A 16,545-nucleotide genomic window follows, 5' to 3' on the forward strand; every position below is an offset into this window, starting at 1 on the left:
ACTGTGACGACGCTGGACCCGCTTTGGTTCGGCGGGATCGCGACGACGTAGGTCATGCCGTCGCGACCCGGATTTCAACGCTGTAAAAGGTGTCCACGGGGTGCTTTCGGTCGGTGTCTCGCGCGTCTGTGTCAGGTCTTACGGGACGAGCACGCGCCAGGCCGCCGGCAGGTTGCGCTCGACGTCCGCATGGCCACCATGCGTGCGTTGGACGCATGGTGGCCATGCGGCCAATCCGTCGAAAGGCGGCACACCGGACAGTTGTCGACCGGCAGGCTATGCGTTGGCCGCATGCGGCGGAGAGTGACGAGCACAATACGGCTCGTACCGATTGGTGCCGGCCCAACGCGGCCCGGTTGGCCGCCGTCAGCCTGGTGTTTGCGCATCTCTCCTGCCTCGGCGGAACGGTCGGTGGGGTGACGTACTGTCCGGGTACGGGTGCAGCGAGGGGAGACAGGTGACCGCAGGTTCTCATGCGCGGCACGAGTTCGACGTGGCCGCCGCGGCCGTACAGGCGGCGCTGGACGCCGGTGCGCGCTATGCCGACGCACGGCTGATGCACCGGCGGACGGAGTCGATGTCGGCGCGCGACGGCGTCGTCGAGGCGCTGGTCCAGGACGAGTCGACCGGCCTCGGCATCCGCGCACTGGTCGGCTCGTCCTGGGGTTTCGCCGCGATGCCTGACCCGACCGACGCCGAGGCGCGCGCCACCGGCACACAGGCCACCGCGATCGCGGCGGCCAGCGCGCAGGTGCCGGGCTCGGCGGTCAACCTGCTCGGCCTCGCACCGGTCGTCGACAGTTGGTCCAACGCGTACGAGCGCGACCCGCTGACCGTGTCGCTGACCGAGAAAGCCGACCTGCTGACCGGCGTGACGACCACGATGCGCGAGCACGGCGCGACCATCGCGGAGTCCTCGTACGACATCTGGTCGACCGACAAGTGGTTCGTCTCCAGCGAGGGACACCGGATCCACCAGCGGATCGTCGAGTGCGGCGCCGGCATGAGCGCGACCAGCGTCGGCGAGACCGAGACACAGCGCCGGTCGTATCCGAGCGTACGCGGCCAGTTCGGCACCGCCGGCTGGGAACAGGTGGAGCGGCTCGACCTGCCTGGCAACGCCGCACGGATCGCCGATGAGTCACGCGCGCTGCTCACCGCGCCGGCCTGTCCGTCCGGCGAGACCACGCTGATCCTCGGCTCCGAGCAGATGGCGCTGCAGATCCACGAGTCGGTCGGCCACGCGGTCGAGCTGGACCGGATCCTCGGCTGGGAGGCGGCCTACGCCGGCACCTCCTGGCTCGACCTGGCCAAGCTCGGCAGCCTGCGCTTCGGCTCCGATCTGATGACCATCACCGCCGACGCGACGCTGCCCGGCGCACTCGGCTCCTTCGGCTACGACGACGAGGGCACGCCGGCGACTCCGGTGGACATCGTCCGCGACGGTGTCTGGACCGGCGTACTCGCCGGCCGCGACTCCGCGTCGGTCGCCGGCCTGGACTACGCCGGCGCGGTGCGCTCGGACGGCTATGGCCGGCTGCCGATGGTACGGATGACCAACGTCGGCCTGCTGCCGGGCGAGTCGACGCTGGAGGAGATGATCGCGGCCACCGACGACGGGGTGTACATGGACACCAACCGGTCCTGGTCGATCGACGACCGCCGGCTCAACTTCCAGTTCGGCTGCGAGATCGGTTACGAGATCAAGAACGGCAGGCGCGGCCGGATGCTGCGCAACCCCACCTACACCGGGATTTCGCCGAAGTTCTGGGGATCGATGGACATGCTCGGCGGCCGCGACGAGTGGATCTTCTGGGGCACGCCCAACTGCGGCAAGGGCCAGCCGAGCCAGATCGGCCACACCGGCCATCCGGCTGTGCCGGCGCGGTTCACCGGAGTGCGGGTGGGGGTGACCGGATGACCACCGACGCGGTGCTGGCCGAGCGGATCCTGGCCGAGGTGCGGGCGATCGCGCCGGGCGCCGAGGCCGACGTCTCGGTCACCACGACGACCCAGGCGCTGACGCGGTTCGCCAACTCGGTCATCCACCAGAACGTCTCCGAGACCGGCACCGAGCTGTCGTTGCGGGTGCACGTCAACGGTCGTACGGCGTCGGCCAGCCAGACGGTGTCCGGCGACGACGCGCCGGTCAGCGCGCTGGCCGAGCGGGCCGTCGCGGCCTGCCAGGTGCTGCCGCCGGATCCGGGCTGGCCGGGACTCACCTCGTCGGGGAAGCTGGAGCACAGCGGAAACTTCGACGAGGAGACCGGCTATGCGGCGCCGGCCGTACGCGCCGACATGGTCCGCGCGTTCATCGACGGCGCCGACGGTCTGCCGGCCGCCGGCTATTGCCAGACCAGCGCGGTCGCCCGGACCTACCTGAACACCGCCGGCCACGAGGTGAGCGCGGCGTTCAGCGAGTCCACTGTGGACGGCATCGCGCGGGCACCTCGCGAGGACGGCAGTTTCGCCGACGGCGTCGCGAAACTGACCGCCGTACGGCTGACCGACATCGACCCGGCCGCGCTGGGCGCGACCGCGGCGGCGAAGGCGCACGCGAGCGTACGTCCGGTGTCGCTGCCGCCAGGCCACTATCCGGTCGTCATCGAGCCGAGCGCCGGTGCGCAACTGCTGCAATACATCGGGTTCTTCGGCTTCAACGGGCGCGCCGTGACCGACGGGCGGTCGTTCGTACGCGTCGGCGAGGAGCAGTTCGACCCGTCGCTAACGCTGCTCGACGACCCGGTGTCGGAGGAGGCGGTCGGCCTGCCGTTCGACGCCGACGGCACGGTCAAACGCCGGATGACGCTGGTCGACGCCGGCGTGACGGCGGCTGCGGTGCACTCACGGCGTACCGCCGCCGAGGCCGGCACCGACAGCACCGGCCACGCGCTGATCGGCGGCGACCGCTTCGGCGCGGCGCCGATGCACCTGCGCGTGCCGGCTGGTCCCGCCGGCACCGTCGACGACCTGGTGTTCGAGGTCGCCGACGGCCTGCTGGTGAGCGACTTCTGGTATGTCCGCATCCTCGACCCGCGCACGCTGGTGTGCACCGGCCTGACCCGCAACGGCGTCTGGCGGATCCAGGACGGCCAGGTGACCGACGCGGTCAGCAACCTGCGCTTCACCCAGTCGTACGCGGACGCGCTGGCGCCCGGCAACCTGCTCGGCATCGGCTCGCAGCCGGTCGGCATCAACCCCAGCGGCGGCATCAACCGCATCGAGGTGCCGCCGATGCGCCTTGCATCCTGGAACTTCACCGGCGACAGCTCCGGCTGACTTACCGCCTTGCCCTTGGACGAGTCGACGGCCGCTGAATGTCCTAGTTTGATGTCTTGTTAACCAAGTATTACGCATCCGGTCGCCTCACCCGTATTGTCAGCCACGGCAGTCACACCAGCACCACCCCGACCGCCACTCGATGTTCGCAAGGCCCCCATACGTGCGTCAGACGCACGTAAGGCCTCCCTACTACCAAAAGACAAACCGACAAGCCGGGCATTTAGCGCTACAGAGGCTGTGGTGGCGTCCAGCCCGACGGGTTGCTCCCAAAACGAGGGCTGGCTTGCTCAGAAAACCCAGCCGCCGCGAACCGCTGCCCGCACCACTCTGCACACCGATTGGCATCCACGCGCCCCCTCCCTTGAGGTCGCCCTCCGCGCAGGAGCGCCCGCCGCGCAGGCGAAAAAACCAACCAACCACCCGCCGCAACAAACATGAAGACCCAACCACCCGCTCACCGCAACAAACAGGAGACGCAACCACCCACCCACCGCGACAACCAGCAAACGCACTCCCCACCGCACCAACAGGAAGACGCCCACACAACAAACAGAAGCCGCAACCCCCTCGACACGCCGAGGGGTCGCCGAAACTGTCGTACCCCTCGACCAAAGTTGCCCCCACCCAGTGGTCGGGTGGGGGGTGGGTCGAGAGGCTCACCATGACGCAAATTTTCGTCAAGGCGAAAGGCCTCTCACCCACCCCCCGCCCAGATCTGGGTGGGGGCCAAGATTGGCACGGGGGTACGACAGTTTCGCGCCGTAGCGGGTAAATCAGCGGCCGGGATAGATCGCCGGCAGGCCGAAGTGGGCGAACAACGCGGCGTCGCCGAAGACGGTGATACGTGAGATGCCGTCCGGTGACACGGTCAGCACCGCGATGCCGTAGGCGTGGCGCAGGCCGTCGGGGCCGAGGTAGTACGCGGCCGCCGCCGGTTGGCCGTTGGCGCGCACCGGCAGCATGCGGCAGGCGTCCGGAGAGAGCAGGACGCGGTCGGTGAAGTACGGCATGCAGACGGACATGCCGGCAAACCACGTACGCGACGGGGTGACCTCCAGGACCAGGTCAGCGCGCAGCGCCTTCTCCAGGGTGGCCGGATCGGCCTTCTCGAAGGCCTCCATGTAAGTGGCCAGCAGCGCACGAGCCGACGCGTCGGAAGGCTCGACGACTCGCTCGGGCGACGCCTCCTCCAAGCTCGAACGCGCGCGTTGCAACGCACTCTTGACCGCGGCGACAGTCATGTCGAGCATCACCGCGACCTCCGCGGCGGGGATCGCCAGCACGTCGCGCAGCAGCAGCACCGCGCGTTGGCGCGGCGGCAGATACTGCAGGCTCGCGATCAGCGCCAGCCGCATGCTGTCGCGCGTCGCCACGATCGCCGCCGGGTCCTCGACCAGCGCGTCCGGCATCGGCTCCAGCCACGACGCGTCGGCCGGCTCCGGTGTCGCGTACGGATCGTCGGCCGGACCACCGAGGCCGGACGGCAGCACGCGCCGCTCACGGCTCCGCAATGCGGTCAGGCAGGCGTTGGTGGCGATCCGATAGAGCCAGGTCCGCACCGACGATCGCCCCTCGAACCGCTCGTACGCCTTCCACGCGCGCAGATAGGTCTCCTGCACCAGGTCCTCGGCATCAGCCACCGAGCCGAGCATCCGATAGCAGTGCGCCAACAGCTCGCGCCGGTACGGCTCCACCTCAGCCTCGAAGTCCACGGTCATATCAGAGCAGACCCGCCTCACCCCGCGGAGGAATCGGTGTAGCGGCGGGTACGCGGTGGCAGCGTGCCGGCCGCCGCCTCGGTGTCCAAATAGGACAACAGGGTCGACCGCAGCTCGGCGGCGGCACGCGGCAGGCGTACGTCCCGGCGGTGCGCAAGCGCCACCACCCGCGACGGACCCGGCGGCGCGAACGGCGTGACCCGCAGGTCGGTGCGATGCGCGACCACGGTCGCCGGCACGACCGCGGCGCCAAGGCCCGCCGCGACGAAGCCGAGCACCGCGTCCATCTCGCCGCCTTCGATGGCGATGGTCGGCTCGAAGCCGGCTCGGTGACACGCGGTCATCGTGTATGTCCGCAGGTCATAGCCGTGCCGGAACATCACCAGCGGCACACCGTCCAGATCAGGCAACCGCAGGCCATCGCCGCGCGCGGCCGGCGCCGGCACGGCGAACGAGGACGCCACGATCAGCTCCTCGACCAGCACCGGCGTCACGACCAGAGCGCGCTCGTCGGCGGCCGTGCCGGCGGACGGGATCACCAGCGCCACATCCAGCGAGCCGGCGGACAGCTCACGCACCAGGTCGCCGGACCCGGTCTCCTGCACCAGCAGCTGGATGCCGGGATAGCTGCGGTGAAAGTCGCGCAACACGGTCGGCAGCAGGCCCGTACACACGCTCGGTGTCGCGCCGAGGCGTACGCGTCCGCGCCGCAACTGCGCCAGCTCCTGCACCTCGCGGGTGGCCGTGTCCACGTCGGCGAGGATCCGCCGGGCCAGCGGCAGCAGCGCCTCGCCGGCCGCGGTGAGAGTGATATTTCCCCTAGCCCGGCTGAACAGCTCGGCACCGAGCTCGCGTTCCAGGGTGGCGATCTGCTTGGAAAGGGCCGGTTGGGACACGTTGACCCGCTCGGCGGCCCGGGTGAAATGGCGCGTTTCGGCCACCGCGACGAAATACGTGAGGTACTGCAACTGCATAATAGCCTCAGGTTATCATCACGAGAGAAACGATCGCTTTTTCAAACCGTCGCACCCCGGCGTACCGTGACCGCTTGTGGTACGTACGGGAACTCTGGAGCGGGCCAGCTCGTTGCGACTTTTCCCGCACGCACAAGGTAAGGCTTACCTAACACTCGCTGCCAGCCCCCGCCTCTGCGGCGCTGGCAATACGGGTTTAAGTTGCCAATGCTGACGTTCGGTCAAACCAGTCTTGGAGGGATGCGGTGAGCGCACCCGCAGCAGTACGGGACATCGCGCGTAAGCGAGCGACCATCCCCGGTCGCACGCTACGCACCGACCGGTGGTGGCTGTCGCCGCTGATCACCGTCGTCGGCCTGGTCGCCTGGGTCCTCTACGCGGTCGTCCGTACGGCCACCCAGCAGTTCTACTGGGTCCCGGAATACCACTACCTGACGCCGTTCGCGTCGCCGTGCATCAGCGCCTCGTGCATCCCCGAGGCCAGCCACCTGGGCCAGTGGCTGCCGGCGTTTCCGCCGCTGATCCCGTTCGCGATCATCACTTTGCCGTTCCTGCTGGGATTCCGGCTCACCTGCTATTACTACCGCAAGGCGTACTACCGCTCGTTCTGGCTCTCGCCGCCGGCCTGCGCGGTGTCCGAGCCGCACAAGAAATACAGCGGCGAGACGCGTTTTCCGCTGATCTTCCAGAACGTGCACCGCTATTTCTTCTACGCGGCCGGCCTGATCGCGCTTCTGAACACGTACGACGCGATCGTCGCCTTCCACGGCAAGACCGGCGGTTTCGGCTTCGGCCTGGGCAACGTCATCCTGCTGGTCAACGTCATCCTGCTGTGGGCCTACACCGCCTCCTGCCACTCCTGCCGGAGCCTGGTCGGCGGCCGGCTCAAGCACTTTTCCAAGCATCCGGTGCGTTACTGGCTCTGGCAGCAGGTGTCCAAGCTCAACGAGCGGCACATGGCGCTGGCCTGGATCACGCTGGGGACGCTGGCACTGACCGACGCCTACATCGGCCTGGTGTCCGCGCACGTCATCTCTGATCTGCGTTTCTTCAACTAAGGCGGGGGGACCGATGAGCTCACCTAACAGCGAGGACATTGAGCGCCTGTCGTACGACGTGGTGGTGGTCGGTGCCGGCGGCGCCGGCCTGAGCGCCGCCATCGCCGCCCGCCAGGCCGGAAAACGCGTCGCGATCGTGTGTAAGTCGCTGTTCGGCAAGGCGCACACGGTGATGGCCGAAGGCGGCGCGGCCGCCGCCATGGGAAACGTGAATCCCAACGACAACTGGGAAGTGCACTTCCGCGACACGATGCGCGGCGGCAAGTTTCTCAACCACTGGCGGATGGCCGAGCTGCACGCGAAAGAGGCGCCCGACCGGATCTGGGAGCTGGAGACCTACGGCGCGCTTTTCGACCGTACGAAGGAAGGAAAGATCAGCCAGCGCAACTTCGGCGGACACGAATATCCGCGACTGGCGCACGTCGGTGACCGCACCGGCCTGGAGCTTATCCGCACGATGCAGCAGAAAATCGTCTCGCTGCAGCAGGAGGACAAGCGCGACCACGGGTCGTACGAGTCGCACATCCGGGTTTTCGCCGAGTCCACGATCACGCGGCTTCTCACTGACGGCAACAAAATCTCCGGCGTCTTCGGCTACAAGCGGCAGACCGGCGAGTTCTTCTGCCTGGACGCTCCCGCGGTGATCCTCGCCGCCGGCGGCATCGGCAAGTCGTTCAAGGTCACCAGCAACTCGTGGGAATACACCGGTGACGGCCACGCGATGGCGCTGCTGGCCGGCGCGACGCTGATCAACATGGAGTGCATCCAGTTCCACCCGACCGGCATGGTCTGGCCGCCGTCCGTACGCGGCATCCTGGTCACCGAGTCGGTGCGCGGTGACGGCGGGGTGCTGCGTAACTCCGAAGGCAAGCGCTTCATGTTCGACTACATCCCGGACGTCTTCAAAAAGCAGTACGCCACGACGGAAGAAGAAGGCGACCGCTGGTACGAGGACCCGGACAACAACCGGCGCCCACCGGAGCTGCTGCCGCGCGACGAGGTCGCGCGCGCGATCAACGCCGAGATCAAGGCGGGCCGCGGGTCACCACACGGCGGTGTCTTCCTCGACATCGCGTCGCGGCGTACGCCCGAGTACATCCGCAAGCGGCTGCCGTCGATGTATCACCAGTTCAAGGAGCTGGCCGACGTCGACATCACCGCCGAGCCGATGGAGATCGGCCCGACCTGTCACTACGTGATGGGTGGCGTCGAGGTCGACCCGGACAGCCAGGCAGCGCGCGGCACCATCGAGGGCCTGTTCGCGGCCGGTGAGGTGTCCGGCGGCATGCACGGATCCAACCGGCTGGGCGGAAACTCGCTGTCCGACCTGCTGGTGTTCGGCCGCCGCGCCGGTGTCGGCGCGGCCGACTACGTCGACAAGCTCGGCGACCGGCCGGCGGTCGCACAGTCCGATGTGGACAGTGCGATCACCGAGGCGCTGGAGCCCTTTACCCGCGGACAGGGGGAAAACCCGTTCGCGCTGCAGGCCGAGCTGTCGCAGAGCATGCACGACCTGGTCGGCCTGATCCGTACGGCCAGCGAGCTGCAGGAAGCGCTGAAGCGGCTCGACGACCTGCGCGCCAGGGGCAAGAACGTGTCCGCGACCGGCGGACGGGTCTACAACCCGAGCTGGCACCTCGCCCTCGACCTGCGCAACATGCTGCTGGTCTGCGAATGCGCCGCGAAGGCCGCGCTGATGCGCGAGGAGAGCCGCGGCGGTCACACGCGCGACGACTTCCCGAAGATGGATCCGGTGTGGCGCAAGGTCAACCTGGTCTGCTCGCTGGAGGACGGCGGCGTACAGGTGCGCAAGCAGGACATCCCGGAGATGCCGACCCGGCTGCTGGACCTGTTCGAGATCGACGAGCTGCACAAGTACATGACCGACGAGGAACTCACCCGCCACCGGGACGGCGGCTCGCGCGCCAAGGCCGAGCCCGCCGAGAGGAGTCAGTAGATGGGATACGACGCCAAGCTCCGCGTCTGGCGCGGTGACGACGACGGCGGCGAGCTCAAGGACTTCACCGTCGAGGTCAACGAGGGCGAAGTCGTCCTGGACGTGATCCACCGGCTGCAGGCGACACAGGCGCCGGACCTGGCCGTACGGTGGAACTGCAAGGCCGGCAAGTGCGGCTCGTGCAGCGCCGAGGTCAACGGCCGGCCGCGGCTGATGTGCATGACGCGGATGAACACCTTCGCCGAGGACGAGACGATCACCGTCACGCCGCTGCGTACCTTCCCGGTCGTACGCGACCTGGTCACCGACGTGTCCTTCAACTACCAGAAGGCGTTGGAAATGCCGGCGTTCCAGCCGCCGGCGGACGTGAAGCCCGGTGACTACCGGATGCAGCAGGTCGACGTGGAGCGGTCGCAGGAGTTCCGCAAGTGCATCGAGTGCTTCCTGTGCCAGAACACCTGCCACGTCGTACGCGACCACGACGAGAACAAGCCGGCGTTCTCCGGCCCCCGGCTGTTCATCCGCGCCGCCGAGCTGGACATGCATCCGCTCGACGCCGCCGAGGACCGCAAGGAGTTCGCGCAGGAGACGCAGGGCCTCGGCTATTGCAACATCACCAAGTGCTGCACCGAGGTGTGTCCGGAGGGCATCCACATCACCGACAACGCCATCATCCCGATGAAGGAACGGGTCGTGGACCGCAAGTACGACCCGCTGGTGTGGCTCGGCAGCAAGATCTTCAAACGCGCCGGCGCGTAGGCGGTTTTGGTCGCATGGCCCCCATGCGTGCGCTGGACGCACGCATGGGGGCCATGCGGCCTTTGGACCTCAGTGTGGCTGACTGATCGTCGAGACATCGCGGACAGGCCGGCGGACCTTACCGCCGGCCGGTCAGCGGCGACCGGATTCGTCCATCCACGACCGGTCGCTCGCGCACACTCCGAACAAGCTCACGCGGCTTGTCTTCGGAGGCGATCACCATGTCCCATCTGTTTTCCCCGCCAACTCTGGCGACCGCTACTTTGGCCGGTCTGCTGGCGCTCGGCGCAGCCGGATGCGCTCCGGCCGACCCGCCACCGGCGCCGCCGCCGACGAGCAGTGCACCGGCGCCTGCCGATCCACCATCTCCATCTCCATCGGCCTCGCCGTCTCCTTCGCCGACTCACCGTGCGACGTCGGCGCCGAGCAGGAAACCCAGTGCTGGCAAGAGCACCAGCCGAAGCACTGGCCATGGCTCCGGCTCGACTCATTCCAGCGGTTCGTCCAGCAGTGGCGGGCAGCGCGGCAGTTCGACATCCGGTCCGACCGCGATCTGCCGTGACGGCACGTACTCGTATTCGCAGCATCGCAGGGGCACGTGCTCACATCATCACGGCGTCGCCACCTGGCTTCGGTCGGTCCCGACCTGATGTCGATCCCCGTGGTGGGTGTGACTGCCGAGGCCAGTAATGCTGTTGTGACTGCTCGCCAGGCCGAGCTCAATGTCCAGGGTGCCAATTGCCCGGTTTGATGTCTTGTTAACCAAGTATTACCCGGTCAGGCCGTCTCACCCGCATGATTGGCCACAGCAGTCACACCAGCACGGCCCTAGCCGCCGCTGGACGTTCACAGAGACTCCTGACGAGCGCCTGGATCGCGGCGGCGTGGAAGTCGCTGCGTCCCATACTGGTCCGCCGCGACAGCTCACGCCATCGCAACCCAGGCCCCCAGCCAGCGCACCAAAACCATCCGACCCGACCAGGCCGCCCACCAGGATCACCCAACACCCCCACGACACACCCCACTCAACAACCGCAAAACAGACACAGCCCCAAAGACCGCCAGAGCCAAACAGGGTTAAGACTCAAGCTGGACGCACGCATGGGGGCCATGCGGACTTTCCGGCGAGCTGAGCGACCCTACGTGCCCTGGGCGCGGATGAGCTCGAAGTGCATCGAGTCGGTGGTCTCGCCAGTCCACGCCATGCCGAGATCGAAGCCGTGTCTGGCCATCGCCACCATGAACTCGGCGTTGAACTGCTCGTGGCCTCTGGCCGGGTCCTTCGGACTGAAATAGCCGCTTTCCAGCAGCTGCGCCGCCGACGGGTCGCTGACCACCCTGTCCGTGGTCGGCCGGGCCGGCGTCTGGCCCCTCTTGGGCTTCTTTTGCGGTTTCGGGTTGCCGAAAAGGAAATGCGGGTCGGCGAGCCGGCCGCGCAGGGTCGTCAGGTTGGCCAGGATCTCGTGACCGCCGAGCAGGGGCGTCAGTACGGCCACCCGCAGCGGCGCCTCCGCGACGACCTTTCCGGCACGCTCGGCGAAGGTGCCGGCTCCATCGAGGCCGAGCGTCTTCTCCCAGCCGGCCAGCTTCCTCCAGACGGCGGCGTTTTCCTTCGGTTCCACGCCTTTGGCGGCCTTCAGCGCGGCGGTCGCCTCGGTTTTGGCGCGTTGTACGGCGGCGATGCGAGCAGGCATCGTCTTCTTGTCCGGCAGCGCCGCCGGGTCCAGGCCGGCCGCCGCCGCCAGGTCGCGTACGCGCTGTTCCTCGGCGCTGATGGCCTCGGTCCACGGCTTGATCAGCGCCGGGATCTTGGCCAGGATCGTGGCTTTCTCGGCCGGGTCCCTGGTCTCGAAATACCGCGTACGCAGCTCCAAGAACTCGTCCCTGGCAGACCCCAAGCTCGCCTGGAATGCCTGCGACGACTCGGAAAGCCGCTGCGACTCCGACCGGATCTGGTCGAACATCGCGTTGGCTTCTGGCGACGGTTCCTCGCCAGCCGCCGTCGCGTCGCCGGCCTTCTCCAGCAGCGGCCGCCTGGTCTCGTACGCGCCCAGCTGGGCGTTGGCCGGACCGTTGCCGCCGGCCAGCCGCAGCAGCTCGGCGGTGGCGTTGCTGCCGACCCGCACCATGTTGTACGCGTCGTAGTCGATCGCATAGCCGATCGTGTGCATCGACCCCGAGCTGTACTTGGTCTTGGCGGTGAACTGGTTGCGAAACGAAAACGCGACCGTGGTCGTCGGCGCAGGGCCCGAGAGCGTCGCGATCGCCGCCTCCAGCCGTTCCTTGGCGTTGCGGTGCATGTACGGCTGGCCCGGCGCGGTGGTCTGCTCGATGCCGCGGAAATGTTCCAGCGTCGCCTCGTACGAGCCAAACCATTCCTTGCCGGCACGCAGAAACTCGCGGCGTTCGGCGTCGCTGGACAGGGCGTGGCCGCCACCACCGGACAGCACGTGCGCCGGCAGCGTGCCGACCGCTGCCAGCGCGGCCTCGTCGTCCAGGTCGCGTTGGATGACCGGCTTCGCCAGCAAGGCGGCGGTGGCGGCGTTTCCGGCGGCCCGCTGCAACCGCAGCAGCGCCGCGGCCCGCGCTTCCTCTGACGGGGTCGGTGCAGGCCGGGCCGGCCGCGGCTCGGACCCGCCGCGCGTACGCATCTGCCGCATGACACCGACGCTAACAGCGCGATCGACGGCTCGACCAGGTCGTTTGGGGCAATGTCCAGGGTACGGTCAGGCCGCCAGCAGACCGCGCAGCGCGGCGACGAACGGGATGTCGGCCGGCATCCAGTTCACCGAGTCCAGATCGCCGGCGGCCAGCCAGCGCAGCTCCGCGTGCTCACGCGCGACCGGCTCGCCCGACACGATCGTGGCCGCGAACACCGACAGAACCCCACGGTCACCAGGCAGCGGCACGTCGTCGGCCAGGGGGTCGTGTACGTCGATGCGTACGCCGAGCTCCTCCTCGCATTCGCGCACCAGCGCCGCGACCGGCTCCTCCCCCGGCTCCACCTTGCCGCCGGGAAACTCCCACCGCGCCGGAGTTTTCCGTTGCGCGGCAAGGACACGGCCGTCGCGGAGGATCGCGGCGCCGACGACGAGCACTACGGGAAGAGCGTTTTCAGCTCGGTGTTGACGGCTTTCTCGGCCTTGGCCAGCTCGGCGGCGGGATTGGCGCCGTTCTGGATGACGTTGGTGATCAGGTCACCGTACGCGGTGTCCATTTTCGGCGTCCAGGCGGCCGGCGACGAGGTTTTGGCGTATTGCTTGCTGAAGTTTGCCACGTCGGCGCCGATCGGTGTCTTCATCGCGGCGGCCTTGTCCAGGATGCTGTTGCGCACCGGGATGTGGAAACCGTAGCTGGTGGCCCATTCTTCCTGATACTGCTTCTGGTCGATCCACAGCCATTTCACGTACGCCTTGGCCGCCTCGAGGTTCTTGCTCTTCGCGTTGACCATCGCGCCCCAGGTGCCGATCGGCACCGACGGCGTGCCGCCGGCGGCCTGCGACGGCCATGGCAACACGCCGAAGTCGTCGCCGAAGGTCTGTTTCACCGCGGGAATGGCCCAGATGCCGGACCACTGCATCGCGGTGAGGCCCTGGTTGAACGCGGACGGGTCGGACCAGTCGGTCGGCGCGCCGAGCAGCAGGTGGCCGCTGGTGAAAAGCTGCCGCAGCGCGGTGAGCGTCTGCGCGACGCCCGGCGTGTTGAAGCCGGCCTTGTGGTCCTTGGTGATCAGGTCGCCGCCGGAGGCCCAGATGGACAGCGGCGAGACGACCGTGTTGGCGTTGGTACGGCTGAAGTTGCCGAGGAACAGGCCCTTGACCTGCTTGGTGGTCAGCTTGGCCGCCGCCTCCACCAGCTCGGGGATCGTCTTCGGCGGCTGCACGCCGGCCTTCTGCAGCAGGCTCTTGCGATAGAAGAGCACCTGCATGTCCAGGATCATCGGGATCGCGTACATCTTGCCTTCGAAGATGTTCTCCTCGATGGCGGCCGCGGTGAAGTCGCTCTTGACCGCGTCGAAGATGTCGTCCAGCGGCACGATCTGGTTGGCGCGGATCTTGTCGACGGTCACGCCGCCTTCGAAGACGTCCGGGCCATTGCTGGAAAGCAGGCCGGTGGCGAGCTTCTGGTCGTAGTCGCCGGGCGTCCACGTCACGTTGACAGTCGCCTTGGTGTAGGCCCTGGCGAACTTCTCCGCGGCCTGCTGCGTGCCTTTCTCGCCGTACTGGTGATACCACTGGCTGACCGCCGAGCCGCCGGACCGGCCGGTGTTGGAGCCGCAGGCGGCGAGCATGCCGGCCAGGGTCAGCGCGCCACCGGCGCGCAGGACATCACGACGACTGTATGGACGCATCGGCCCTCTTCTCTCCTGGAGACAGCCCGTAAAGGATATCCCCGGTCGTCCGCATGGCCACCATGCGTGCGTTGGTCGCACGCATGGTGGCCATGCGGACTTTCCCCTAGAAAGCGGTGATACGGGTGAGGGTGGGTACGGGGACGCCGGTCGCGCCGGCGGCGGTGAGGTAGTCGGCGAGCGCGTCGATGTCCTGCGCGCCACCGAGCGCTTCGGTGCCCTCGTTGAAGACGGTGAAGCCGTCGCCGCCGGTGGCCAGGAAGCTGTTCATCGTGACGCGAAGGCTGTCGGTCGGCTGCAGCGTGGCCCCGTTGACCTTGATCTCGCCGATCTTGTCGGCGCAGTTGGCGGCGGCCGGCTTGGCCTGGAAGGTGATCGAGGCCGACGGCTGCAGCACGCGCTGGGTGATCTGGCCGCCGCAGCCGACGAACTGCTGTTCCAGCAGCCGGCGGATCATCGCGCCGGTCATCGTCTTGGTGACCAGGCTGTTGCCGAACGGCTGCACGGTGAAGGCCTGGCCGTACGTGACGTTGCCGGCCTGCAGGTCGGCGCGTACGCCGCCGGGGTTCATGAAGGCGACCTTGGCGGCACCCTTGTCGGCGGCCGCGGTGGCGGCCAGCTGCGCGTCGGCGATCACGTCACCCATGGTCGACTCGCCGAGCGGGCTGAGCGTCCGGTTGAGATCACCCTGGATCTTGCCGATCACCCGGTTGGCCAGCGGCGCCGACGCGTCGACGTACTGCTTCACGATGGCGGCCATCTGCGGGTCGGCCTTGGACGGGTCGTCCTGCCGTACGACCCCGGCGCCGGGGGTGTTCAGCGCGTTTTCGACGATCGTGTTGGTGGCGTCGGCCGACACGAGCTGGCCGGTGAAGTTGTTGACCTTCAGCGTGAGGTCGCTCAGGATCCGGCCGTACGACGCGGCGCTGGTGATCAGCCGCGTGACACCGTTGGTGGTGATCGTGCAGCGATATTCGTTGTGCGTGTGGCCAGAGACGATGATCTTGATCGACGGGTCGAGCCGCTTGGCGATCGCCTCGATGTCGCTGCCGGCCAGGTTGCCGGCGCAGCCGCCCGGCGTGATGACCGGTCCGGTCTGCGCGCCACCCTGGTGGATGACCAGCACCGGGATCTTCACGCCACGCTTGGCGAGCTCACGCGCCGCCTTGTTGGCCGCGTCCGCCTCGTCGGTGAACGTCAGGCCGGCGACACCGCTCGGTGTCACGATCGTCGGCGTGGCCTTGAGGACCTCGCCGATGAAGCCCACCGAGATCGGCAGGCCGATGCTCGAGCGGAAGCGCTTGATGCCGTACGCCGGAAACAGCGTCTTGCCGGTCTTCTCGTCGATGACGTTGGCGGCCAGATACTGGAAATCGGCGCCGGGATAGGTGTCGGTCGTCCGCGGCTTCTGGCCGGGATGGCGCGGCGGCAGCGCGTACGGCGCGCCGTTGCAGCCGGCCGGGTTGCAGCCGCCGTTCTGCATGCGCAGCAGCTCGACACGCCCTTTGTCGAACTCGTGGTTGCCGACCGAGGAGAAGTCGACCTTCATGAAGTTGTCGGCGATGATCGCCGGCTCCTCGTGGAACAGCCCGTTGGCCAGCGGGCTCGCGCCGATGTCGTCGCCGGCCAGCACGGTGGCCTGCCGCGCGCCGTACTTGCGCTGCTTGTCCTTGACCATCTTCGCCAGATACGCGGCGCCGCCGGCGAACTTGTTGTAGACGGTCATGTTGGCCGGCTCGAGGTTGCCGTGGAAGTCGTTCCAGGCGATCAGGTGCAGGTCGGTCGTACGCCAGCTGGCGCGGTCGCCGTCCCAGTTGACCGAGACCTTGTCCGAGAGCGTGGTGGCGCCGGAGATCTGCACCGCGTCGGCCGGCCGTGCGGCGACGACGGCGACCGAGGCGACGGTGACCGCGACCGCGGTGGCGGCGATCAGCTCCCAGCGCGCGAACCTGGAGCGGGTGGTGGCGGCGATGACGGACCCCCTACGTAGCAAGACCTGCATATGACCAGCCGACAGGGTACGCGTGGCCTCGGGCGCGCGCCGGCCATTCGCCGCCAAAACCCCGGTGAACTCCCGGCGAAGGCTCACTGCGAAAGGGTGTTTTTGGGGTTATTGTCGGAAGGGTAGGCGCGGCCTGTGGGTTGGTGAGTGCGACGTGGTTGTTGCCGCAGGTGGGGTGCGGCTCTTGTTTGCTGGGCCACTCATGGTGGTTGGGGGTCTCTTATTTGTTGGGCCGCTGGCGGGGTGCAGCTCTTGTCTGTTGCGGTGGGTGAGTGGTTGGGTTTTCTGGTTGTTGCGGTGAGTGGGTGGTTGGGTTTTTCGCCTGCGCGGCGAGCGACCTCAAGGGAGGGGGCGCGGGAACGCCAATCGGTGTGCATAGGGGCGCGGGCGGCGGTTTCGTGCGGGGTCGGGTCTTCCGGGCTTGCTCGGTCACGTGTTGGAAGC

13 protein-coding genes are annotated in these 16,545 nt (G+C 67.9%); 7 read left to right on the plus strand and 6 right to left on the minus strand.

Annotated elements, in window-relative coordinates; genetic code table 11:
- Positions 1 to 457: 457 nt before the first annotated feature.
- Entirely contained in the window at positions 458 to 1,921 is a 1,464-nt protein-coding gene (locus GNX95_RS30435) for a TldD/PmbA family protein (RefSeq protein ID WP_222854053.1), read from the plus strand.
- Positions 1,918 to 3,279 carry a TldD/PmbA family protein gene (locus GNX95_RS30440; RefSeq protein ID WP_163511126.1) on the plus strand — a complete coding sequence of 454 codons (1,362 nt, stop codon included), beginning with the start codon at positions 1,918 to 1,920 and terminating at the stop codon, positions 3,277 to 3,279. Before GNX95_RS30435 ends, GNX95_RS30440 begins: the two co-directional genes overlap by 4 nt.
- Before the next feature lie 776 nt (positions 3,280 to 4,055).
- Here the strand turns inward: GNX95_RS30440 and GNX95_RS30445 are convergent.
- Positions 4,056 to 5,000, minus strand: coding sequence for a sigma-70 family RNA polymerase sigma factor (locus GNX95_RS30445; protein ID WP_163511127.1), 945 nt, complete (start codon positions 4,998 to 5,000; stop codon positions 4,056 to 4,058).
- Between the two features lie 17 nt (positions 5,001 to 5,017).
- Entirely contained in the window at positions 5,018 to 5,974 is a 957-nt protein-coding gene (locus tag GNX95_RS30450) for a LysR family transcriptional regulator (RefSeq protein WP_163511128.1), read from the minus strand.
- Positions 5,975 to 6,219: 245 nt separating this feature from the next.
- On the opposite strand from GNX95_RS30450, the gene GNX95_RS30455 reads away from it, so the two are divergent.
- The 5 genes from GNX95_RS30455 to GNX95_RS43525 all read left to right on the plus strand — a co-directional run bounded on the left by GNX95_RS30455 (position 6,220) and on the right by GNX95_RS43525 (position 10,398).
- Positions 6,220 to 7,032 carry a hypothetical protein gene (locus tag GNX95_RS30455; RefSeq protein ID WP_163511129.1) on the plus strand — a complete coding sequence of 271 codons (813 nt, stop codon included), beginning with the start codon at positions 6,220 to 6,222 and terminating at the stop codon, positions 7,030 to 7,032.
- Between the two features lie 13 nt (positions 7,033 to 7,045).
- Positions 7,046 to 8,989: a fumarate reductase/succinate dehydrogenase flavoprotein subunit gene (locus tag GNX95_RS30460; RefSeq protein WP_163511130.1), complete on the plus strand. Its 1,944-nt coding sequence runs from the start codon at positions 7,046 to 7,048 to the stop codon at positions 8,987 to 8,989.
- On the plus strand, positions 8,990 to 9,748 hold the full coding sequence (locus GNX95_RS30465; protein ID WP_163511131.1) for a succinate dehydrogenase/fumarate reductase iron-sulfur subunit: 759 nt from the start codon (positions 8,990 to 8,992) through the stop codon (positions 9,746 to 9,748).
- A gap of 295 nt (positions 9,749 to 10,043) precedes the next feature.
- A complete protein-coding gene (locus GNX95_RS43520; RefSeq protein WP_163510242.1) occupies positions 10,044 to 10,310 on the plus strand; it encodes a hypothetical protein in 267 nt (88 codons plus the stop codon).
- Positions 10,300 to 10,398 carry a DUF3761 domain-containing protein gene (locus GNX95_RS43525; RefSeq protein ID WP_246281870.1) on the plus strand — a complete coding sequence of 33 codons (99 nt, stop codon included), beginning with the start codon at positions 10,300 to 10,302 and terminating at the stop codon, positions 10,396 to 10,398. Before GNX95_RS43520 ends, GNX95_RS43525 begins: the two co-directional genes overlap by 11 nt.
- A 489-nt stretch (positions 10,399 to 10,887) precedes the next feature.
- On the opposite strand, the gene GNX95_RS30480 is transcribed toward GNX95_RS43525, so the two are convergent.
- The 4 genes from GNX95_RS30480 to GNX95_RS30495 all read right to left on the minus strand — a co-directional run bounded on the left by GNX95_RS30480 (position 10,888) and on the right by GNX95_RS30495 (position 16,188).
- Positions 10,888 to 12,408 (minus strand): hypothetical protein, encoded by a 1,521-nt coding sequence (locus tag GNX95_RS30480; protein ID WP_163511132.1) that lies wholly within the window; start codon positions 12,406 to 12,408, stop codon positions 10,888 to 10,890.
- Between the two features lie 66 nt (positions 12,409 to 12,474).
- Positions 12,475 to 12,846, minus strand: coding sequence for a (deoxy)nucleoside triphosphate pyrophosphohydrolase (locus GNX95_RS30485; RefSeq protein WP_163511133.1), 372 nt, complete (start codon positions 12,844 to 12,846; stop codon positions 12,475 to 12,477).
- Positions 12,846 to 14,099: an ABC transporter substrate-binding protein gene (locus GNX95_RS30490; protein ID WP_163511134.1), complete on the minus strand. Its 1,254-nt coding sequence runs from the start codon at positions 14,097 to 14,099 to the stop codon at positions 12,846 to 12,848. The genes GNX95_RS30485 and GNX95_RS30490 overlap by 1 nt, the downstream gene beginning before the upstream one ends.
- A gap of 106 nt (positions 14,100 to 14,205) precedes the next feature.
- Entirely contained in the window at positions 14,206 to 16,188 is a 1,983-nt protein-coding gene (locus tag GNX95_RS30495; RefSeq protein ID WP_163511135.1) for a bifunctional metallophosphatase/5'-nucleotidase, read from the minus strand.
- Between the last annotated feature and the right edge of the window lie 357 nt (positions 16,189 to 16,545).

Source organism: Fodinicola acaciae (genome assembly GCF_010993745.1).
GTDB classification, from domain to species: domain Bacteria; phylum Actinomycetota; class Actinomycetes; order Mycobacteriales; family HKI-0501; genus Fodinicola; species Fodinicola acaciae.